The 19,698-nt window shown below is 58.2% G+C and carries 16 protein-coding genes and 2 tRNA genes; 9 read left to right on the forward strand and 9 right to left on the reverse strand.

Translation table 11 applies throughout. The features are described 5' to 3' along the window. Nucleotides 1-45 precede the first annotated feature (45 nt). Nucleotides 46-615, forward strand: a complete 570-nt coding sequence (locus tag GYK42_RS24250) for a hypothetical protein (protein WP_058050696.1) — start codon at nucleotides 46-48, stop codon at nucleotides 613-615. 149 nt (nucleotides 616-764) lie between these two features. After that, complete coding sequence (locus GYK42_RS24255; protein ID WP_166449565.1) at nucleotides 765-1,148, forward strand: hypothetical protein; 384 nt, start codon at nucleotides 765-767, stop codon at nucleotides 1,146-1,148. Between the two features lie 319 nt (nucleotides 1,149-1,467). On the opposite strand, the gene GYK42_RS24260 is transcribed toward GYK42_RS24255, so the two are convergent. The 3 genes from GYK42_RS24260 to GYK42_RS24270 all read right to left on the reverse strand — a co-directional run bounded on the left by GYK42_RS24260 (nucleotide 1,468) and on the right by GYK42_RS24270 (nucleotide 5,274). Beyond that, on the reverse strand, nucleotides 1,468-1,917 hold the full coding sequence (locus GYK42_RS24260; protein ID WP_166449566.1) for a hypothetical protein: 450 nt from the start codon (nucleotides 1,915-1,917) through the stop codon (nucleotides 1,468-1,470). A gap of 259 nt (nucleotides 1,918-2,176) precedes the next feature. Then, nucleotides 2,177-2,836 carry an FxDxF family PEP-CTERM protein gene (locus GYK42_RS24265; RefSeq protein WP_166449583.1) on the reverse strand — a complete coding sequence of 220 codons (660 nt, stop codon included), beginning with the start codon at nucleotides 2,834-2,836 and terminating at the stop codon, nucleotides 2,177-2,179. 332 nt (nucleotides 2,837-3,168) lie between these two features. Next, nucleotides 3,169-5,274 carry a TonB-dependent receptor family protein gene (locus GYK42_RS24270; protein WP_166449567.1) on the reverse strand — a complete coding sequence of 702 codons (2,106 nt, stop codon included), beginning with the start codon at nucleotides 5,272-5,274 and terminating at the stop codon, nucleotides 3,169-3,171. A 287-nt stretch (nucleotides 5,275-5,561) separates the two neighbouring features. On the opposite strand from GYK42_RS24270, the gene GYK42_RS24275 reads away from it, so the two are divergent. Then, nucleotides 5,562-6,008: a response regulator gene (locus GYK42_RS24275; RefSeq protein ID WP_166449568.1), complete on the forward strand. Its 447-nt coding sequence runs from the start codon at nucleotides 5,562-5,564 to the stop codon at nucleotides 6,006-6,008. 4 nt (nucleotides 6,009-6,012) lie between these two features. On the opposite strand, the gene GYK42_RS24280 is transcribed toward GYK42_RS24275, so the two are convergent. Further along, on the reverse strand, nucleotides 6,013-7,371 hold the full coding sequence (locus GYK42_RS24280; protein WP_166449569.1) for a family 43 glycosylhydrolase: 1,359 nt from the start codon (nucleotides 7,369-7,371) through the stop codon (nucleotides 6,013-6,015). Between the two features lie 643 nt (nucleotides 7,372-8,014). On the opposite strand from GYK42_RS24280, the gene GYK42_RS24285 reads away from it, so the two are divergent. Next, nucleotides 8,015-8,719 (forward strand): hypothetical protein, encoded by a 705-nt coding sequence (locus GYK42_RS24285; protein ID WP_166449570.1) that lies wholly within the window; start codon nucleotides 8,015-8,017, stop codon nucleotides 8,717-8,719. 122 nt (nucleotides 8,720-8,841) lie between these two features. Here GYK42_RS24285 and GYK42_RS24290 read toward each other — a convergent pair whose 3' ends face one another. After that, nucleotides 8,842-9,672: a hypothetical protein gene (locus GYK42_RS24290; RefSeq protein WP_166449571.1), complete on the reverse strand. Its 831-nt coding sequence runs from the start codon at nucleotides 9,670-9,672 to the stop codon at nucleotides 8,842-8,844. Nucleotides 9,673-10,388: 716 nt separating this feature from the next. Between GYK42_RS24290 and GYK42_RS24295 the strand changes: the two genes are divergently transcribed. Then, nucleotides 10,389-10,901, forward strand: coding sequence for a hypothetical protein (locus GYK42_RS24295; protein WP_166449572.1), 513 nt, complete (start codon nucleotides 10,389-10,391; stop codon nucleotides 10,899-10,901). A 454-nt stretch (nucleotides 10,902-11,355) separates the two neighbouring features. On the opposite strand, the gene GYK42_RS24300 is transcribed toward GYK42_RS24295, so the two are convergent. The 4 genes from GYK42_RS24300 to GYK42_RS24315 form a co-directional block, all read right to left on the reverse strand. Next, nucleotides 11,356-11,431, reverse strand: a tRNA-His gene (locus GYK42_RS24300). Between the two features lie 142 nt (nucleotides 11,432-11,573). Next, nucleotides 11,574-12,419, reverse strand: a complete 846-nt coding sequence (gene murI / locus GYK42_RS24305; protein WP_166449573.1) for a glutamate racemase — start codon at nucleotides 12,417-12,419, stop codon at nucleotides 11,574-11,576. Between the two features lie 66 nt (nucleotides 12,420-12,485). Then, nucleotides 12,486-14,027: a fumarate hydratase gene (locus GYK42_RS24310; RefSeq protein ID WP_166449574.1), complete on the reverse strand. Its 1,542-nt coding sequence runs from the start codon at nucleotides 14,025-14,027 to the stop codon at nucleotides 12,486-12,488. 80 nt (nucleotides 14,028-14,107) lie between these two features. Next, the gene (locus GYK42_RS24315; protein WP_034760097.1) at nucleotides 14,108-14,728 is read right to left on the reverse strand and encodes a YqhA family protein; all 621 of its coding nucleotides are present in this window, start codon (nucleotides 14,726-14,728) and stop codon (nucleotides 14,108-14,110) included. 308 nt (nucleotides 14,729-15,036) lie between these two features. Between GYK42_RS24315 and acs the strand changes: the two genes are divergently transcribed. The 4 genes from acs (at nucleotide 15,037) to GYK42_RS24335 (ending at nucleotide 19,525) form a co-directional block, all read left to right on the forward strand. Then, nucleotides 15,037-17,043, forward strand: a complete 2,007-nt coding sequence (gene acs / locus GYK42_RS24320; RefSeq protein ID WP_166449575.1) for an acetate--CoA ligase — start codon at nucleotides 15,037-15,039, stop codon at nucleotides 17,041-17,043. Nucleotides 17,044-17,261: 218 nt separating this feature from the next. Continuing rightward, nucleotides 17,262-17,352: transfer RNA gene (locus GYK42_RS24325), tRNA-Ser, on the forward strand. A gap of 231 nt (nucleotides 17,353-17,583) precedes the next feature. Continuing rightward, nucleotides 17,584-18,894, forward strand: a complete 1,311-nt coding sequence (locus tag GYK42_RS24330; protein ID WP_166449576.1) for a tyrosine-type recombinase/integrase — start codon at nucleotides 17,584-17,586, stop codon at nucleotides 18,892-18,894. Next, nucleotides 18,887-19,525: a DUF4102 domain-containing protein gene (locus tag GYK42_RS24335; RefSeq protein ID WP_166449577.1), complete on the forward strand. Its 639-nt coding sequence runs from the start codon at nucleotides 18,887-18,889 to the stop codon at nucleotides 19,523-19,525. Before GYK42_RS24330 ends, GYK42_RS24335 begins: the two co-directional genes overlap by 8 nt. The last annotated feature ends 173 nt before the right edge of the window (nucleotides 19,526-19,698 follow it).

Raw genomic sequence — 19,698 nt, forward strand, 5'->3', positions numbered from 1 at the left:
CCCTCGAAACATATCTTCGGGATCTCCCACTACAAGAGGCCTATCATGCAGCGCATCCTGACACTTTCTTCCCTGGCCGCCACCGGTTTGCTGCTTTCCGCCTGCGCATCGCTGGGCACGCCCGTGGGCTTGCAGGCGGGGCAGACCGTCGCCGTCGTCAATAGCCTGAGCTGGGACAATCCCCTGACGGGCAAGCGCGACGGCGTGCGCACCAGCTGGCCCATCAAGAATGGCAAGATTGCCCCTGAATATTTTCCGCTGGCGCAGCTGAAGCAATGCGAGGCCGGCAAGCCTTGCGCCTGGGGCGTGATGCGGGCGCAGCGCGGCGCGCCCACGCTGAGCTATGCGGACGGCGGCGTGGACCTGGCCGTAAATGTGTCGATCGACGTGGCGCGGCGCCAGGATGCGCGCCAGGGCGAGACGCAAACGGCGATGGCGATTCCCCAGGATGTGGCCGCGCTGACGGGGCGGCAACAGGTGCAGCCCAGCTGGAAATTGAAGTATGGAAAGGTCGAGCAGGTCGAGCTCGATTACGGCGTGCGATACCAGGTGTGCGTGCAGCGCTACGATGCGGCCGGCAAGGCCATCGATACGTGCGCGATTCCGTTTATTTGAGGAAACATGCGGCGTGGGCCGCTTGTGGCGGCTTTGCCACATTTCATGTTGCGGCGTGCGTCGGGGTGTAACAATCGGTAAAAGCGCAGCAAAGCACCACGTAATTTCTTATAGTACTTAATTAAGTAGTACACATTAGGAGAATTGCGATGAAAACCCTGTTGGCAGTAATTTCGCTGGCCGCCCTGGGTGGCTGTGCCGTGGCGCCGCCCGGCCCCGCGTATTACGGTTCGCGCGCGCCACAGGGGGCCTACAATCCCTATGAATGGCATACGGTCTCGTCCGAGCCGGTGCAGTCGGGCCGCGTGATGAGCGCGTCGCGCGTGGAATACACGAATGAGCCCGTATATGTGCAGCAACAGCCTGTCTACGTGCAGCAGCCCGTGTATGTGCCGGCGCCCGTGTATGCGCCGCAACCGTATTATTACAATCCGCCCGTGACGATCGGGCTGGACTTCATGTTTGGCTTTGGGCGCTACGGTGGACACCGCGGCGGCTGGGGCGGGCATGGCCGCTACCACGGCCGCCGCTAGTCTATTGCGCTTGCATGCAGGACAAAGCCGGACAAGCACTGCTTGTCCGGCTTTGTCATTTTACTAGTGGAAATACACCGAGCCCTGGTGCAGCACGTCCGCCGAGCACAGGATGTACATCGCCGCCGCTGCCAGACCTATTTGCAAGGCGCCAAAGCTGATCGGGATGAGGCGGGACATGTCGTACTCCTGAGTGGGATGAGGTGTGTTGTCAGGCTTTCATCATAGGATGAGTTGATGCCTTTGGGCATCGGATGAATGTCCGCCACCTTGTAGGACAACACCTCGCGCCTGGCGTCCCGCCTCGCTCTCCGGCCGCCTAGCGGTTTTTCCAGCGCACTACTGGCTCTTCCGGTGCCGTGTCCGGCACGTTCGAAATCGCCAGCCAGTGCGTCAGGCGTTCCGGATGCTTGAGGTTGATGCCCATGCCATCGATGATGCCGACCTGTTCCAGCATGCGCGCATCGATTTTCGCTTTCGACACCGTGGGTGCGCCCATGACCATGCGGTCATACGCCTTGCGCGCCTTGTGTTCCCATTTGTGCAGATTGCTTTCGTCGAAGCGGTTCGCTTCGAAATACACGGTCAGGGTGCCATCGAGGTTGCCGAAGCCGACAATGCCCGCGCCCTTGCGGATGGTGGTGTTGTTGCTGATGTCGAATTCCGCCGTGGGCACGAAAATGCCGGCGCGGCCATCGATGTCGGGACGTCCCACGGGCGTTTCCTTGCCGTAAGAACTCGTTTCGATAATGGTTTTTTCTGCGGACATGGTGCGTGTGTGGTGGCCGTGCCGGGAGCGCTATCGGGCCCGGCCGCGCCAGTCATCCTGTTCAAAAAATGCGTGCTGATGATCAGGGCGGGGTAGGGGCCCTGGCGGAGCGATGCTTGGCATTGCTTGATACCCTGCTATTGTAGCGCTAATTTAATTCTTTTTGGCAACATTTCATGCGGCTGTGCATGTTTTTTCAAACGTGAAAAAGCCGTCCGGCCAAACGGCGGGACGGCTGTTGCGCAGCGACTAGCGGGACTCAGGCGGCAGTCTTGCGGCGTGCCATGAAGCCCAGCAAGCCCAGGCCCAGCAGCATCATGGCGTAGGTTTCCGGTTCCGGCACGGCGGCCGTTACCGAAACGTTGTCCAGGTAGGAACCATAGGTCGGTGCGGAGACCGGTCCGATCGATTCGAAGCGCAGCACGGTGGACGAACCCAGCGCCGTCAGGTTCTGGCTGTAGGTTTGCCAGGTGCCGCCCGTGTTGCCGACCAGTGCCGTCGGCGTCAGCAGGGTCGAGCCCCAGTAGACATTCATCAGGCTGCTGGCGCCGCCTGGCGTGTCGGGACGGCCCGAATAGGCGAACGACAACGCGTAGGTGCCACCGGCCGTGGTAGCGATGGTCTGGTAGGTGGACGACAGGCTTTCCGTGTTCAGTTCCAGATATTGGATGCCATCGGCGGCGACAGGATTGAAGCCGCCTTGGCCGCCTTGCGTGGCGCCCTTCTGGATTTCAAACGCCGTGTTGCCGCTGACGGACGAACTCCAGCCCGTGACGGCGCTCAGCTGGGCGTAGGACGAGGAAATGGCGTTGCTTTCAAAACTGCCGTTGACCACCAGTTCGGTCGCGGCGTTGGCGGCGCCGGCGGTGACCAGGGTGGCCAGTGCGGCAATTTTCAGCAAGGTGGCAGGCGTGTTCATGTGAGCTCTCGTTTTAGTTGATTAAAAGATCATTCAATTTCTTAAATGACATTTAAAGAATATCACCAAAAATCACATAAAGAACATTCGCTCGCTGAAAATATTTGTAATTGTGAAATCATTTGTGTCTGTACTGCAATTGATTTCCATGGTGAACTAATTGCAATTTTGCTCCAGAGCGAACACGGCCTTCAGCGCGCTTGCAGCAAAGAATTTTTGTGACATCGGGGGCGTAAAAAAAACCTGCACCATTACAACAATGGTGCAGGTTTTTGTCTGCCGCAAGCGTGCGTCTCCGCCTATCGATGCGATAGGCGGGGCGTCGGATCAGGTCAGAAGGCCAGGCGGCCCTGCAGGTAGACCATGCGCGGCGCGCCCACCAGCTTGCCCAGGTTGCCATCCGAGGTGCGCGTGAAGTAGCGCTTGTCGGCGAGGTTGTTGACGCCGGCAACCAGCTCCAGGCCGTTCTGGCCCGGCACTTTCCATTTCATTTGCGTATTCCAGGTACGGAAGCCGGGAATTACGCCCAAGTTACCGGCCGCGTTTTCCGCCATGGTGTTGGCTTCGTCGGCGAACTGACGGCTCTGGTGGCTGCTCGACAGGTCGAAGCCCCAGGCGCCCAGCTGGTAGTGGGCGCCGATGGTGTTCGTGGTGCGCGAATAGAAGGGCACGTCATTGCCCGCGTTCACGCCATCCTTCAGGGTCGCCTTGGTGTAGGTGTAGGTGGCGTAGGCGTTCAAGCCGGCCAGCGGGCCGGACTGGTCGAAATGGTAGTCGACGGCCGTTTCCAGGCCCCGGTGATGCGTGGCGCCCACGTTGTAGAAGACGACGTTCTCGCCGCTGCCGACGGACTGGATCTGATTGTCGAACTTGATGTTGAACAAGGTCGCCTCGGCCGACAGCTGGCCGCTCTTCCAGCGCGCGCCCAGTTCGGCCGTTTTCGCCAGTTCCGGCTGCAGCGGGTTCTTGTTTGACTGTGCATTAAGCTGCGTATTTTGCACGGCGCCAAACGAGCTGTTGTAGTTGCCGAACAGGGTCACGTTGTTGTTGAGTAAGTAGGCCACGTTCAGCGAGGGCAGGGCCTTGTTGTTGAGCAGATCGATCTTCTGGTCGACCGGCAAGTGATTGAAGCGTTCCGTCTTGATGTGCTCGTAGCGCACGCCCGGCGTGATGCGCCACGCATCGATGGCGATCTTGTCGTCGATATATACGGCTTGCGCATCGGTCGAGTTGTCGGCGAAGCGCGTCGGCTTTTGTTGCACGCCGCTGGCGATGACGACGTTGTAGATGGTCTCGTCAGCCCGCTCGGCCAGGTAGCGGTAGCCGATGGTGACGTCCTGTGTGACCTTGCCGGTAACAAAACGCTGCGTGTAGCGCGGCTCGATGGCCGTCGTTTCATAGTTGCGCGGCTGGCGGCCCAGGTTTTTTCCGCTGATCAGGGTGCTTTCACGCGAACTCTTGTTGTAGTAGGCGCGTACCTCGAATTCCTGCGTGCCGGACAGCGCGTTCAGGTAACCGATGTCGAAGGCCTTGCGCTCGCCGCTCCAGAAGTCGGTCGGGCGCGTGTTCTGGAACGGGTCCTGCTTGTATTGCGCGGCGGTCAGGCCGCCCGGCGTGCGCGACGTCACGTCGTAGTAGGACAGCTTGCCGTACACCTCGGCCGTCGGGCTCAGGTCGTAGCGGAATTTGAGGGCGAAGTCGTTGACCTTTTCATCGCTGCCCACGCGCCAGTCGCTGCCGCGGATGCCCGAATACAACACCGCCAGGCCCAGGCCGCTGTCGAGCTGGGTGCCGGCAAAGACGCTGGCCTGCGTGTTGTGGCCCACTTCGCTGTACGAGTTGTAGCGCACGGTGGCGTCGCCCGTGATGCCGGGCGTGGTGGGCACGCGGCGCGTCTTGAAGTTGATGATGCCGCCCACGTTTTGCGGGCCGAAGCGCACGGCGCCGCCGCCGCGCACCACGTCGACCGTCTCGACATTGGCCAGGCTGACGGGCGCGAACGACAGTTGCGGCTGGCCATACGGCGCCACCGACATCGGGATGCCGTCCAGCAAGACCGTGCTGCGCGGCGAATAGCGCCCGGCCAGGCCGCGCACGCCGATATTCAGGGAGATGGCGCTGCCGGCGCTGCCCGAGTTGTCGCTGATCTGCACGCCGGGAATGCGGCGCATCACGTCGCTGAGGCTGGTCGCGCCCGAGTTCTCGATATCGTCCTTTTGCACCACGGTGCGGGCGCCCGCGAAATTCTTCGTGCTGGCGGCCATGCTGGTGCCCAGCAGGTTGCTGCTGACCTGGATCGATTCCAGGATGGGACCGGCGTTATCAGCCGTATTGGCTTGCTGTGCCTGCGCGGCGATGGGCGCGTTCAGGCAGGCGAGGGCGATGGCCAGCGCGCACGGGCGCAGCGAAAAGGGCAGTGTGGAAAATGTGGCGGCCATGCATGGATCTCCGTAATGACAATGTTTGCGCGGGCAATCGGGCGGCGCGACAACATCGTGGCGTGGACATCCGGCGCAAGGGGATGATAATGATAATGATTCTCATTTTATCCGTCAATTGCGAACACTGCGTAGTGCCGGCTTTCCCTGTGAGTAGCAAGCAAATGTTGTTGATCCGGTACAGCGAGTCGCCCGGATTGCCGCTTGGCACCATTGCTCGGGTGCGGCGGCATTGCGCGCGCTTCTTGTATACTCCCGCTTTTGCAGCCGTCAGACGTGAACGTACAATGAGCCAGACAACTGAAACGACACCAGGCATTTCCTCAGTGGAACGCCGCCAGGGCGACCAGCCGGCAAGTGCTGCGCGCAAATTGAATCTGCTGGTGGTCGACGACAACCAGGAAGTGGGCGAATCGCTGGCCATGTTGCTCGAAGCGCTGGGCCACCATGCCGTGGTGGTGCGCAACTGGCAGATGGCCGTCGAGCAAGTCAAGCTGTGCGTGCCCGACGCCGTCTACCTCGACATCGAAATGCCCGGCATCAGCGGCATCGAAATCGGCCGCCGCCTGCACCATAATCCCGAAACGGCCAACGCCGTGCTGATCGCCGTCACCGGCCACAGCCTGCCCATGTACATGGACGACGCGCTGGCCGTGGGCTTCCGCCACTTCCTCGTCAAGCCCGTGCGCCTGGAAGACCTGGCAACGACGGTCAATGCCGTGCTGGCCGGCTAAATTCCTACGGCCGGCTCAGCGACCACTGCTGGTTGTTCGCGTTGGTTAAATTCCACTGGATGATCTGCGCGTTTTCCGCCGTGCTCAGGTTGAGCACATCGAGGGTCAGATTGCTGTAGCGGTTGCTGATCGTCTGGTAGCCGGACGCAGGGCTGGCGAAACGCCATTGCTGGCCCAGTCCGCCCCAGTAGTTCCATTGGGCTATATTCGTGCCCGCCGTGGTCGAATTGTTGTAGTCGTCCAGGCCCAGCAGGCTGTTCGCATTGATCAGGCTGTAGTAGCCATCCCCGTGTCCCACAACATACCATTGCTGGTGTTTTGCTCCCGTATACGTTTGCTGCTGCACCAGCGCGCCATTCGCCGTGCCGGCACCCGCCACGGCCAGCGCCTTGCCGCTCAGGCGTGAGCGCAGCACCGTGAGGCCATCCGAGATGCCGCCGCAGCTGCCGACGGAGAAATTGCGCGTCAGGCTGGGCCAGCCATCGCTGTACGTCATCTTCAAAATGTCGAGCTTGGCCGCGCCATTGTCGTTGACGTCGTAATAGTGGATCGACGTGTAGTTGCAGCCATCCTGCTTGAGCACGCCGATATGGCCCGGTCCCTTGTACCTGCCATCGAGGTTAGGCAGCAGCGTGCGCGTGCCGCTGTACGGCCCCGTCACGCTGCTGGCGCGCTGCACTTCCACGTAATACGTGCTGTCGGCGCCCTGGCAGCATTTGCCGCGGTTGACGAACAGGTAGTAATACTCGCCGTCGTGGGTGATGTAGGGCGCTTCGATATCCTTGCCGCCGCCACCGAGAATGGTGGTCACGTTGCCGCTCGTCTTGCCCGTGGCCTGGTTGATTTCCGTCACGCCGATGCCGCCGAAAAACGAGCCGTACGACATGTAGACCTTGCCGTCATGATCGCGGAACAGGGCCGGGTCGATGGCATTGATTTCCGCGCCGCCCCCATACGATTGCACGACGATGCCCAGGTCCGTCCAGCTGGGGTTTTTCAGTGAGGCCGAGCGTGCCACGCCGATGGCCGACACGGACGTGCCGAAGGTGGACACCGAGTAATACAGATAGTAATAGCCGTTCATGTGGATTACGTCCGGCGCCCAGTACGAACCGCTGAAGTTGGAAATTTTAGTGGCGATCCAGGCGGGCGGCGTGTTGAACACGGGTGCGGGGCCGGCCGACCATTTCAGCATATCCGTCGAGGTCGAATACCAGATGCCGTCGCCCGTGGTGAAATTGAAATACGTGTCGCCGTCGCGCGTGAGCGTGCCGGGATCGTGCGCGTTGGGCACGCCCGTCAGGTTGATCGCCTGCGCATGGGCGCAGAACAGCAGGCAAAGTGCTGCCAGGGATTGTTTCATCGTTGTCTCCGTACTGTTTTTATGGGGCGGTCCAAGCCGCACCCCAGAGTAGGGCGATGGTCAAATTTGCACTAATGAATTTTTTGCAGGAAGCGATACCTGGGCAGGTATCGGCCAGAGATAAAAACTGGCGCCGGAATGGAAAAAGCCCGGTTCGAAAACCGGGCTCTTCTTTATTTTGTGGGGTGGCTGATGGGGCTCGAACCCACGACAATAGGAATCACAACCCTAGCGCTGAATAGATATTTATACTTATAAATCATATGCTTAAATTTTTAATTTTCCAATGATGATATTTTTTCGTTACCATTCTATGTGGCCTGCAGACCTTCTGTTGGAAGATTTGTGCGCCCGCTAAAGGCCGGTCAAGGAAAATTTTCATTAGTAATATTCCATCCAAGTCGCCAGCGGCGGAGTTCGGCCTTCTGCCGCCAATAGTAGAAAAAATCATTTTTTCATACAAGCAAGACGTTATCCTCAAATATATGGGCTGGGTTTGGCCAGAAGTGGTTACTCAATCTCCCGATTTTCAATAGAATCTACCGCATCCAGATTAAATTCCGCTAACAAATAAAGATTGATTTTCGCAAATTCTTGCATCAGAATAATTGCCAATTCACAAACAGCAGAATCGGACTACTCCATGTACAAAAAAACCTTGTTGATATTAATGTTGACTGCCTGCGCCATGGGGGTGTCCGCCCAAGTCGTGCCGGCGAGCAAAAAAGATAAGCCCACCAAAGCGATCACGGCGGAAGCGGTAAAGCCAGCGCCTGTTAACGTGACAAAGCCTACGGGGCCAGTTGGATTTGGCCCCATCAAGTTCGACATGAGCAAGGAAGAGTTAGAGGCGCTGCTAGCCGGTGACAGCGTGTATTTGGCGGGACCGTTGACCGTTAAAGAGATGAAAAACTATGAACCAAAGGAAGGTACCGTTTGGTATGAGGGGCAGTTGATGGTACCCCAGTCATCCTCCCCGGTTAAATCTACTTTCGTTTTCGCAAACGGTAAGATGACCTATTTCTCGATGGAGCCTCATGAAATCACGTGGGCGGATATGCAAAAGCAGGTTGCAGAGAAGTATGGGGCTGGCGAACTCAAGGACGATCAAAAGGAAGAGCAGTGCATTTACAAAAACGGCTCCAATTTTAAGATCCTCAGTGGCACTAAATCGGTAACATGGCGCCAAGCCACTTCGGCTACCGAACAGATCACGACATCGGCCTCTGATATGCAATTTGCAATGTGCCCGGCGAGTTTGCGTGATCAAATGTTCTCGGTGAAGACGAAAACGATCTCGTTTTCACGCGGGCCAATCAAACGCGAAAACAGTAAGAGCCTCTTTTAGTCGTCCGTTTCAAGACGTTCGCGATAGGCGGGCCGACTCCCCCTTCGTGAACACGACGTCGCATAGTTTCACGACAAGGTGCCGGTTTGTGATGGGGCGAATGATCATACAAGGGAGAATAGTTATTCGGTGGCGCCAGCCTTCTTTACTTTCCTGCGATCATATTGCTTGTGCGTGGTGCTGGGGTTGGCGTGGGCGGCAAAATCGTAAGCGTCGGCGTTGCGCTGGTCGAACTTGGCGGTAATAGCGGCCGGCCGAATATCCTGCGGCGAAAAATACTGCGCATGGTCTGCCAGTCGGTAGTCAGCCTCATACTTCGCCACTTTCAGCCCCTTCTTGTACGCCAGGATATATTCGAGTTCTGCCGCGCGTTTGCGAGCGAGCGCGGCGGCAGCTTGCGCGTCAAACGATGCGATCCACTCGAACATGGCGTCCTGCCACACCGACCCCATCCCCGACCGTGTATATGCCTGGCCTTTTGAGTTGGCGAACAGGAACTGGCGCGGCACCGAGTGCGTTTGCTCGGCGCGCGCGACGACCACGCGCAACCTGGTCGACCACTCGCGCAGCTTCAATACCTCGGCCTGGCCATTCTTGCGCTTGGCGCTGGTGACGAGCACGCCTTCCTTCGTCTTGCCATCGATATGGAACGGCCGCACCTCGGCCGCGCGAAAGCCGGTCAGGTAGGTGAGCATGGCCGCGCAGCCCAGATTGCGGAAGGTGGCGGTCTGGCGCAGCGACCACAGGTAAAAGCGCACTACCTGGCTGCGTGTGATGGTGCGCACATTCTTCTCGATGTCGTTTTGCATGATGTCCGTGAACGGCATCGCCTCGATCACGCCCCAGCGCACGGCGTACTTCCATATCGTCGACATCAACGACAGCTCCTTGTTCGCCTTCGCCGACGCACCTGCTTTGGCGCGCGCGTCCAGATACTGATAGCCGTGCAGCATGCGCAGCGATTTCGGGACCATCTTGCCAAAGAACTTGGTTAGGTTCTTGTAGTCAGATTTCCGGACTGTCATGCCATCCTTGGACTGATCGAGGTAATGGGGGGCGCAATCTCGTCGCGGAACAGCTCGATCAGCTGCGCCACCGATCCGGCGATGATCTTGCCCTCTATGATGTCGAGCGCCTTGCGCTTGGCCGCGCGATCCGCATCTGCAATGCCCTTGCGATCACCGACGACGGTCGTGGCCTGCGTCTCGCTGCTGCCGTCCGTGTGCTGGTAGTAGTAGGATATCTTCTGGACGCCGACGCGCTTGTAAAGGCGGTCGACGCCGGTGTGCTTTTTATTTGTGTTGATGATAGTGCCCTAGGGCGCACGCATCAACCACAATGCGGCCGCGTTTCTGGTGGGTTGTTTTGTGCAGACGTATGCACAAACTTTTAGCCATGAAAAATGAACGGGCCTGAGTCGTTGCATAGGGGCAATGGCCGGAATCAGGTTGGTTGAAAATTTGGAAAATCACGCAATAGTAGCTGTGCTGTATCATGCTTAAAAAACACCTAAGGATTCAGCATGAAAAAGGCGCTTGGCGTTGGCTTTGTAGTGGTTTGTCTTGCTATTGGGAGCTATTAGGGCTCGATTAAATATCGAGAGTCACAGCTCGTGGCTGCTATAGCACCACTGGTAAAGAATGGGTCGATCAGAGTCAACGATTCCATATTGGTCGAAGTTGATCCCGGGAATATTACTTATGGCGAGGCGATTAAAAAGCTTGATGAGAATACGTCGGAGATAGACAAGAAAATTATTGAGTTGCAGAGTTTGGATGCCTCAATTGCTCCTGGAAAGCAAAGCTCGGCTGTTGAGTATCTCCGGGGCGGACAAGCTCTCACCCGCAGCTTGGCTGGGCTGAGTAAAAAGGGTCTGTCCATGAGTGCGGCGCGAGACACATCGGATGCGGAAATGAAGGAGCTACGTGCCGCATCTGGTTACGCGGTTGAGTATGCCCTCAAATCGGCGAAGAGGGCGAATGAGGCTGCCACTAAAGCCATAACTGTTTACTTTGAACAGTCGTCAGAGATGTGCGAGTCAGCTAAAAAGTTTAAGGATCAGCGGCAGAAATTTCTGAAGGATGGCATGTCAGAAAATGTTGTTAATCTGGAGAACCTGGATAAGCTCATTGATAAATGCAAGAAAAGTACAGGGCAGGATAAGGCGCAGACAAAGTCTTGATCCTTAGGGACGCGCATGTGACATCGCATTGAAATAGAGCTTTACCCTACCGCCTTCCGGTGGTTTTTTTATCAAAGTATTTGCACGTTTGATTTTCTGGGGGAAGCAATGCCCAAAGCCGCACCGCGCCTTTGCACGTTTCCCGCTTGCCGTGTCCTGGTCCATGATGGCAGCGGGCGTTGTGTTGCGCATCCAAGGCCCATGTGGGGCAAGCGCGCCGAGATTCTTGAGGATGAGCGGCCTACTCGCCCACTACTGCTACCTGAGGGTGCCGATGCGAGTTCGGTTATCACCTCGCATGGGGACCTACAAAGTGTGGTTCCCCACAACACAACCCCTCGATCGTAAAAGTGATGATAAGTCAACGCATTGGAAAATTATAGAATTCGTTGGGAAAATACAAAAAGGGTTACAAGCCGAAGCATGTAACCCTTTGATTTTCCTACTCATTCTGTGGGGTGGCTGATGGGGCTCGAACCCACGACAACAGGAATCACAATCCTGGACTCTACCAACTGAGCTACAGCCACCACTGTCTTACTTACCTGTTTAGCTGTTTTGCTGAACAGGTGCCGAATTATACAAAGAACTCGGCGAAGTGGCAAATCTAAATGCAGTCTTTTTTAAAGAATCGAAAGATTGCATGAAAACGGCCGCTTTTGCCCGCACCGCTCACACGGACAGGTGTGCGACGGGCGGCTGCAAGTCCAGCAAACCGGCGAAGGCTTGCGCCAGGGACTCGACCTTGGCCGTCGTGTAGCCCTGCAGCTGGGGCGCATCGTTGCCGGTGCGGCGCAGGCTGGCAGCGTCGAGCAAACGGGCCAGCTGGCGCGCCACGGCGTCGCCCGTGTCGACCAGCGTGATCGTTTCCTGCGTATGCGCGCGTACCGTGCGCACGATGGCGTCCTGCACGAAGGGGTAGTGCGTACAGCCGAGCACGAGGGTATCGACGCCTTGTTCCAGCATGGGTGCGATGTAGCGTTCCAGCATGGCGCTGGTGGCGTCCAACGGGTCGTTGCCCAGCTCGCATTGCTCGATGCGGTCGGCCAGGCCTATGCAGGGCTGCAAGATGAACGTGGCGCCTGTGGCTGCGCTCACCTGCTCGCGCAGGGCCAGCAGCTTGTCGCCGCGCAAGGCGCGTTCCGTGGCCAGCACGGCGATCTTGCCGTTGCGGCTGATGGTGGCTGCCGGTTTCAGGCCCGGTTCGACGCCGACGATGGGCAGGTCGGGGTAGCGTGCGCGCAGCGCCTTGATGGCGGCGATGGTGGCCGTGTTGCACGCCACCACCAGTGCTTTCGCGCCTTGCTGCAACAAGAAGGCGGTGATCGCCAGCGAACGGTCGATCACTTGCTGTTCCGTCTTGTCGCCATATGGCGCATAGGCGGAATCGGCAAAGTAAATCAAATCTTCCTGCGGCAGCTGCGCGCGGATATGGCGCAGCACCGACAGGCCGCCCACGCCGGAGTCGAAGATGCCGATGGGCGCGTCAGGGTGGGCATTGCTTGCAATAGAAGTCATGGGAAACCGGAGTAGATAAAAAAACGCCGCGCTATGTTACTGCGCGGCGTTAATGGTAGAGCTTGTTTAAGCAACCGTCACGGGAATCTTGCTCACGCTATTGAGTTGCTCGATCTTCGCCTGCCATTCCTTCGGACCCGTGTTGTGCACCGACGTGCCCTTCGAGTCCACGGCCACCGTCACCGGCATGTCGACGACGTCGAATTCGTAGATCGCTTCCATGCCCATGTCGGCAAAGCCCAGCACTTTCGCGCCCTTGATGGCTTTCGACACCAGGTAGGCGGAACCGCCCACGGCCATCAGATAGGCCGATTGGTGCTTCTGGATCGATTCGATGGCGACCGGGCCACGTTCGGCCTTGCCGATCATGGCGATCAGGCCCGTCTTTTCCAGCATCATGTCGGTGAACTTGTCCATGCGCGTGGCGGTCGTCGGACCGGCAGGGCCAACCACTTCGTCGCGCACCGGGTCGACCGGGCCGACGTAGTAGATCACGCGGTTTTTAAAATCGACCGGCAATTCTTCGCCCTTGGCCAGCATGTCCTGGATGCGCTTGTGCGCGGCATCGCGGCCCGTCAGCATCTTGCCGTTCAACAGCAAGGTCTGGCCCGGCGTCCACGAAGCGACTTCTTCTTTCGTCAGGGTGTTCAGGTCGACGCGCTTGGATTTTTCCGTATCCGGCGTCCAGTGCACTTCCGGCCACGACGACAGCGATGGCGGTTCCATGTAGGCCGGGCCCGAACCGTCGAGCACAAAGTGGCCGTGGCGCGTGGCGGCGCAGTTCGGGATCATGGCGACGGGTTTCGACGCGGCGTGCGTCGGGTGCATCATGATTTTCACGTCAAGCACGGTCGTCAGGCCGCCCAGGCCCTGCGCGCCGATGCCCAGCGAGTTGATCTTGTCGCACAGCTCGATACGCAGTTCTTCCAGCTTGTTTTGCGGGCCGCGCTGTTTCAGCTCAAACATGTCGATGTCTTCCATCAACACTTCTTTTGCCATCAGCATGGCTTTTTCGGCCGTGCCGCCGATGCCGATGCCCAGCATGCCAGGCGGGCACCAGCCGGCGCCCATGGTCGGCACGGTTTTCATGACCCAGTCGACCAGCGAATCGGACGGGTTCATCATGATCATCTTGGATTTGTTTTCCGAACCGCCGCCCTTGGCAGCCACTTTCACGTCGACGGTATTGCCTTCGACCAGTTCCATGTGCACGACGGCCGGCGTGTTGTCCTTGGTGTTCTTGCGGTCGAAATGCGGGTCGGCCACGATGGAAGCGCGCAGCTTGTTGTCGTCGAAGTTGTAGGCGCGGCGCACGCCTTCGTTGACGGCATCGGTGACTGTGCCGGAGAATCCTTCGAAGCGCACGCCCATGCCGATTTTCAGGAAGACGTTGACGATACCCGTGTCCTGGCAGATAGGACGCTTGCCTTCCGCGCACATGCGCGAGTTGGTCAGGATTTGCGCGATCGCATCTTTTGCCGCCGGGCTTTGCTCGGCCGCGTAGGCGCGCGCCAGATGCTCGATATAATCAGCAGGGTGGTAGTAGCTAATGTACTGCAACGCTGCGGCGACGGATTCGATCAGGTCTTCTTGCTTTATGACAGTCATGGTGTTCTCGCGGTGGATAAGAAGGGTAAGACTCTTTGCTGAAAGCCCATGGCCGCCTCTGGCAGCCATGGGCTTCGGGTTTAGTGCGGTCGTGCCTGGTTCTGCGTGACCGTCATGATGCGGTCGGTGTACGCGATCGCCATGGCGGACAGGATGAAGACCATGTGGATCACCGTTTGCGCGATGACCACGTTCGGTTCCTTGGCATACGCGGTGGCGTTGATGAAGGTCTTCAGCAGGTGGATGGACGAGATGCCGATGATGGCCATCGCCAATTTCGTCTTCAGCACGGAAGCATTTACGTGCGACAACCATTCCGGCTGGTCTGGGTGGTCATCGAGATGCATGCGCGAAACGAAGGTTTCGTAGCCGCCGATAATGACCATGATCAGCAGGTTCGAAATCATCACCACGTCGATCAGGCCTAATACCACCAGCATGATGGTCGCTTCGTTCAGCTTCACGGGAGGCGGCACGCCAGGCACGGTCACTGCGCTGATGACGTGCTGCAGGGCCGCATCATTGCCAAACACGGCGCCGATCAGGTCGGACAATTCCACCCAGAAATGAAATACATACACGCATTGTGCGAGGATCAGGCCCAGGTACAGCGGTAACTGCAGCCAGCGCGACATGAAGATGAAGGCGGACAGCGGATGCAGCTTGGTATGCTTGGTGGTCGGTGGTAGGTGGTCGATCATGTGGGGTTTCCTGGGGGAGTAAATACCAATTTTTGGCATGCCCGACATTTTACACTTGCTGTTGATTACTGCGCATGGCCTTGCTCCTGATTATTAGGTTTGATGAAACACAAAGTGGTATTGAGCCTTCGGTGCACCATGCATTTTCCCAGCGAAAATACTGTACGGCGTCCCCTTGACTCCTGTTGCTGAAGGCGCTTATGGTTAGCCTTGATAGGGGTAAAACGCTGCATAAACGCGACATGTAAGGCGTCCGTAAGACACGGGGTCTATCGTGTTAGCAAACAATTACTACACTGGAGACAAGCATGAGCGCTACAGAGAACCAAGGGCAGGGCACACAGCAGCAGGGACCGGAAGAGTCGCGCGTATTTGAACCGTCGGCAGCGTTTGCCGCACAGGCAACGATTTCCGGCATGGACGCCTACCGTGCCATGGTGGCCGACGCCGAACGCGACTACGAAGGCTTCTGGGCCAAGCTGGCGCGCGAAAACCTGAGCTGGAAAAAGCCGTTCACCCGCACCCTGAACGAAGACAACGCGCCATTCTACAAATGGTTCGAAGACGGCCAGCTGAACGTGTCCTACAACTGCCTGGACCGCAACATTGAAAATGGCCTGGGCGACAAGACGGCCATCATCTTCGAGGCGGACGACGGCACTGTCACCAAGGCAACATATAAAGAGCTGCACGAAAAAGTCTGCAAGTTCGCCAACGGCCTGAAATCCAAGGGCATCGCCAAGGGCGACCGCGTCATCATTTATATGTCGATGTCGGTCGAAGGCGTTGCTGCTATGCAAGCCTGCGCGCGCATCGGCGCCACGCATTCCGTGGTCTTCGGCGGCTTCTCGGCGAAATCTCTGCAAGAACGCATCATCGACGCGGGCGCCGTGGCCGTCATCACGGGCGACGAGCAATTGCGCGGCGGCAAAAAGCTGCCATTGAAATCCATCGTCGACGAAGCGCTGGCGCTGGGCGGCTGCGATAGCGTGAAAAACGTCATTGTTTACAAGCGCACCGGCAGCGACCTGCCGATGGTGGCCGGCCGCGACACGTGGCTGCACGAGCTGGTCGAAGGCCAGTCGGCGCAATGCGAGCCGGAATGGGTCGATGCCGAGCATCCACTGTTTATTCTTTACACCTCCGGTTCGACCGGCACGCCAAAGGGCGTGCAGCACTCGAGCGGCGGCTATTTGCTGTGGGCCGCGCTGACGATGAAGTGGAGTTTCGACATCAAGCCCGACGATGTGTTCTGGTGCACGGCCGACATCGGCTGGGTGACGGGCCACAGCTACATCGCGTATGGCCCGATGGCCGTGGGCGCCACGCAAGTGGTGTTCGAAGGCATCCCGACCTACCCGAACGCGGGCCGTTTCTGGGAAACCATCAAGAAGCACAACGTCAGCATCTTTTACACGGCACCCACGGCCATCCGTTCGCTGATCAAGGCGGCCGACGTGGACCCGAAAGTCCATCCAAGCAACTACGACCTGAGCAGCTTGCGTCTGCTGGGCACCGTCGGCGAACCGATCAATCCGGAAGCGTGGATGTGGTACTACAAAAACATTGGCGGCGAGAAATGCCCGATCGTCGACACCTTCTGGCAAACGGAAACGGGTGGCCACATGATCACCCCGCTGCCAGGCGCCACGCCGATGGTGCCCGGTTCCTGCACCCTGCCATTGCCGGGCATCATGGCCGCCATCGTCGATGAAGCGGGCCAGGACGTGCCGAACGGCCAGGGCGGCATCCTGGTGGTGAAGCGCCCATGGCCGTCAATGATCCGCACGATCTGGAACAACCCCGAGCGCTTCAAGTCCAGCTACTTCCCGGAAGAGCTGGGCGGCAAAATGTACTTGGCAGGCGACGGCGCCATCCGCAACAAGGACACCGGCTACTTCACCATCACGGGCCGCATCGATGACGTGCTGAACGTGTCGGGCCACCGCATGGGCACGATGGAAATCGAATCGGCGCTGGTCGCCAACCCTCTGGTGGCCGAGGCCGCCGTAGTGGGCCGTCCGGACGACACGACGGGCGAATCGATCTGCGCCTTCGTGGTGCTAAAACAGGCGCGTCCGACCGGCGAAGAGGCGAAAAGACTGGCGCTGGAGCTGCGCAACTGGGTCGGCAAGGAAATTGGCCCGATCGCGAAACCAAAGGAAATCCGTTTCGGCGACAACCTGCCCAAAACCCGCTCCGGCAAAATCATGCGCCGCCTGCTGCGCGTGCTGGCCAAGGGCGAGACGATCACGCAAGACGTCTCAACCCTGGAAAACCCGGCCATCCTGGAGCAGTTGAAGGAAGCCTCGTAATAGCCCGGGCAGCATAGGGGGAGCAGACTCGTGTTGTGTTGGCAATGACCGTTGCGTTGGCGGCGGCGAGGGTCTGACCCCAGCCTGGGCTGGGGTTGCACTTTTACCCTGGGTAAATAACTTTGGCAGTCCGTAGAATCTTTGCTATAATCTGCGGCTTCGCGACAAGCGATATGCAGGACACAATGTGAGCAAGCAAGACGCGCGCATTGCCTTCAGGAGAGATGGCTGAGCGGCTGAAGGCGCACGCCTGGAAAGCGTGTATAGGGTAATACTCTATCGGGGGTTCGAATCCCCCTCTCTCCGCCACGGATAGCAATTAAGTAAGATCAGGACGTCTCAGGAAGTCCCTCAAAAACCGCTTAGAGCCTTGATTCTAAGCGGTTTTTTCGTTTCTGGACGTTGCACAGCGTCCCAGGACATCAACCTCAAGTAGGCGCAAGTTTGGGGGCACCTCGTACTCAGCCATTGCCGCTTGCCCCAAAAATTCAAAAAAACGACTATATTGATCTTTACAGCATGCCGCGCAGGAGGTTTGCCATGCCAAAGATCATTGCTCCGCTGACAGATTTACTCATCCGCAACGCCAAGCCACGCGAGCGGCCATACAAAATGTTCGATGGTGACGGCATGTACCTCGTCGTCGCGCCAACCGGTTCCCGCATCTGGCGTTTCAAGTTCCGGCAGGCCAACGGCAAAGAGAATACGCTGACGTTCGGCCCTTACCCGGAAATTACCTTGCAGGACGCACGGGAAAAGCGTCTGGCGACACGCCGCCTGCTACTGCAAGGAATCGACCCCGCCAAGCATCGCGACGATGCCAAACGCATGGCAAAGGATAAGGCGTCCAACACGTTCGAAAAAATCGCGCGCGAGTGGCACGGCAACAAAGTGCCGACATGGAGCGAACGCACCGCCAAGAACACCATCCAGCGCCTGCAAGCGGACATCTTTCCAGCCATCGGCCGCATGCCGATCGATGAGATAAAGCACCGCGATCTGATTGCCGCGCTGCGCAAGATCGAGGAGCGTGGCGCAAGCGAAATCGCCCATCGCCAGAAAGCGGTATGTGCGTCAATTTTCAGCTACGCGATTCAGTGCGGATTCACAGAGCGCAATCTGGTCACCGATATGAAGGATGTGTTGAAGACCGTCCGCGTCGGACACTTCGCCGCCATCAACGCCGACGAGCTACCGCAGTTTCTGGCCATTCTGGACCGCAACGAAGCACGCATGTTCGCGCCGACGCGCATTGCGCTGCGGCTGATGCTGCTGTGCTTTGTGCGCACCAGCGAGTTGATCGAGACGCCCTGGCATGAAATTGACCTGGAGCGCGGCGAGTGGATCATTCCATGGCAACGCATGAAGCGCGGCAAGCTGACCGTCAATCCTGACATGACCAACCATCACGTCTGCCTGTCGCGCCAGGCGCTGGAGCTGCTGCGCGAACTGCACGCGATCACGGGCCGCAGCAAGTACCTGTTCCCGAATCAGCGCGACCACGAAAAGCCGATCAGCAATAACACGATACTGGTGGCGCTTGGACGCATGGGATACAAGGGCAAGATGACCGGCCACGGCTTCCGGGCGCTGGCCATGAGCACCATCAAGGAGCGCCTGGGCTACCGGCATGAAGTCGTGGACCGGCAACTGGCACATGCACCGAAGGATAAGGTGGCCAGTGCCTATGACCGGGCGCAGTTCCTGGCGGAACGGCGCCGGATGATGCAGGATTGGGCCGACTACATCGATGCCGTCAGCGGCAAGGGAGCGCCGCCGCAGACGCCCAGATTAACGCTGGTCAGTGGCGAATTCAGCCGGGATGGCGGAACAGGAGGGCACCATGTCTAAGTATGTATTGCGCCTCACGGATGCGCTTATCAAGCAAGCCGCTCCGAAAGACAAATTATATAAACTATTCGATGGGGCTGGTCTGTACATTGAAGTGCAGCCCAGCGGCAGCAAGATCTGGCGCATGAAGTATCTCCAGAAAGGCGGTGGGGAAAGCGTGCTGACTTTTGGCCGGTATCCCGAAGTCTCCATCGCCAAAGCCCGCGAACACAGGCTTACAGCGCATCAGATGCTGGAGCGGAAGCAGGATCCTCGCACAGAATTCAATCGAGAAAAATTGCATCCACTGCCAAAGCCTATTGCAATCGACGAAATATTCGACGAGCCGGAGTGGGGCCATGTGCAGACCAGTGTTCTGCGGGCGACCTTGCTCGCTATCCGTCACCTCGAAACCGCCTTATTTCCTGCATTGGAGCGCATTTCCATCAGTGACGCACAGCACAGTATCCAGCAAGCAGCCATTCGGCAAATTGAGCAGGACGGTTTGCAGGTCGTTTCCCGACACCTGGAGGGTGTCGCAACGGCGCTCGCTGCCAGCTATTTACGTAACGGTATGAGCATGGACCAATTGGTTAGTGCGATGAAGGAGTCAAGGAGGCGGGTACGGCGTGAGTCCGACCGCGCGCATTAGCTATCGGAGTCTTTGTCTGGGTCCCAATTCTGCGTACTACCAAAAGTGAATCGCCCCGGGTTTTGTAGAGGCTCCATTCTTTGAGAAAATGGAGCTATGAAAAAGCAACCGAAGTATTCCCCCGAAGTCATCGAGCGCGCTGTGCGCATGGTCAGCGAAGCCGGCAGCCAGTA

It is taken from the genome of Janthinobacterium lividum (assembly GCF_011601275.1).
Classification (GTDB): Bacteria; Pseudomonadota; Gammaproteobacteria; order Burkholderiales; family Burkholderiaceae_D; genus Janthinobacterium; species Janthinobacterium lividum_E.

Bases quoted from the DNA above. Each gene is read 5' to 3' on its own strand.
- GYK42_RS24250 (WP_058050696.1), top strand. From the start codon at position 46: ATGCAGCGCATCCTGACACTTTCTTCCCTGGCCGCCACCGGTTTGCTG.
- murI (WP_166449573.1), bottom strand. From the start codon at position 12,419: ATGACTTCTATTGCAAGCAATGCCCACCCTGACGCGCCCATCGGCATC.
- GYK42_RS24335 (WP_166449577.1), top strand. From the start codon at position 18,887: ATGTCTAAGTATGTATTGCGCCTCACGGATGCGCTTATCAAGCAAGCC.
- GYK42_RS24265 (WP_166449583.1), bottom strand. From the start codon at position 2,836: ATGAACACGCCTGCCACCTTGCTGAAAATTGCCGCACTGGCCACCCTG.
- GYK42_RS24285 (WP_166449570.1), top strand. From the start codon at position 8,015: ATGTACAAAAAAACCTTGTTGATATTAATGTTGACTGCCTGCGCCATG.
- GYK42_RS24310 (WP_166449574.1), bottom strand. From the start codon at position 14,027: ATGACTGTCATAAAGCAAGAAGACCTGATCGAATCCGTCGCCGCAGCG.
- GYK42_RS24315 (WP_034760097.1), bottom strand. From the start codon at position 14,728: ATGATCGACCACCTACCACCGACCACCAAGCATACCAAGCTGCATCCG.
- GYK42_RS24330 (WP_166449576.1), top strand. From the start codon at position 17,584: ATGCCAAAGATCATTGCTCCGCTGACAGATTTACTCATCCGCAACGCC.
- GYK42_RS24280 (WP_166449569.1), bottom strand. From the start codon at position 7,371: ATGAAACAATCCCTGGCAGCACTTTGCCTGCTGTTCTGCGCCCATGCG.
- GYK42_RS24255 (WP_166449565.1), top strand. From the start codon at position 765: ATGAAAACCCTGTTGGCAGTAATTTCGCTGGCCGCCCTGGGTGGCTGT.
- GYK42_RS24270 (WP_166449567.1), bottom strand. From the start codon at position 5,274: ATGGCCGCCACATTTTCCACACTGCCCTTTTCGCTGCGCCCGTGCGCG.
- GYK42_RS24275 (WP_166449568.1), top strand. From the start codon at position 5,562: ATGAGCCAGACAACTGAAACGACACCAGGCATTTCCTCAGTGGAACGC.
- acs (WP_166449575.1), top strand. From the start codon at position 15,037: ATGAGCGCTACAGAGAACCAAGGGCAGGGCACACAGCAGCAGGGACCG.
- GYK42_RS24290 (WP_166449571.1), bottom strand. From the start codon at position 9,672: ATGCTGCACGGCTATCAGTATCTGGACGCGCGCGCCAAAGCAGGTGCG.
- GYK42_RS24260 (WP_166449566.1), bottom strand. From the start codon at position 1,917: ATGTCCGCAGAAAAAACCATTATCGAAACGAGTTCTTACGGCAAGGAA.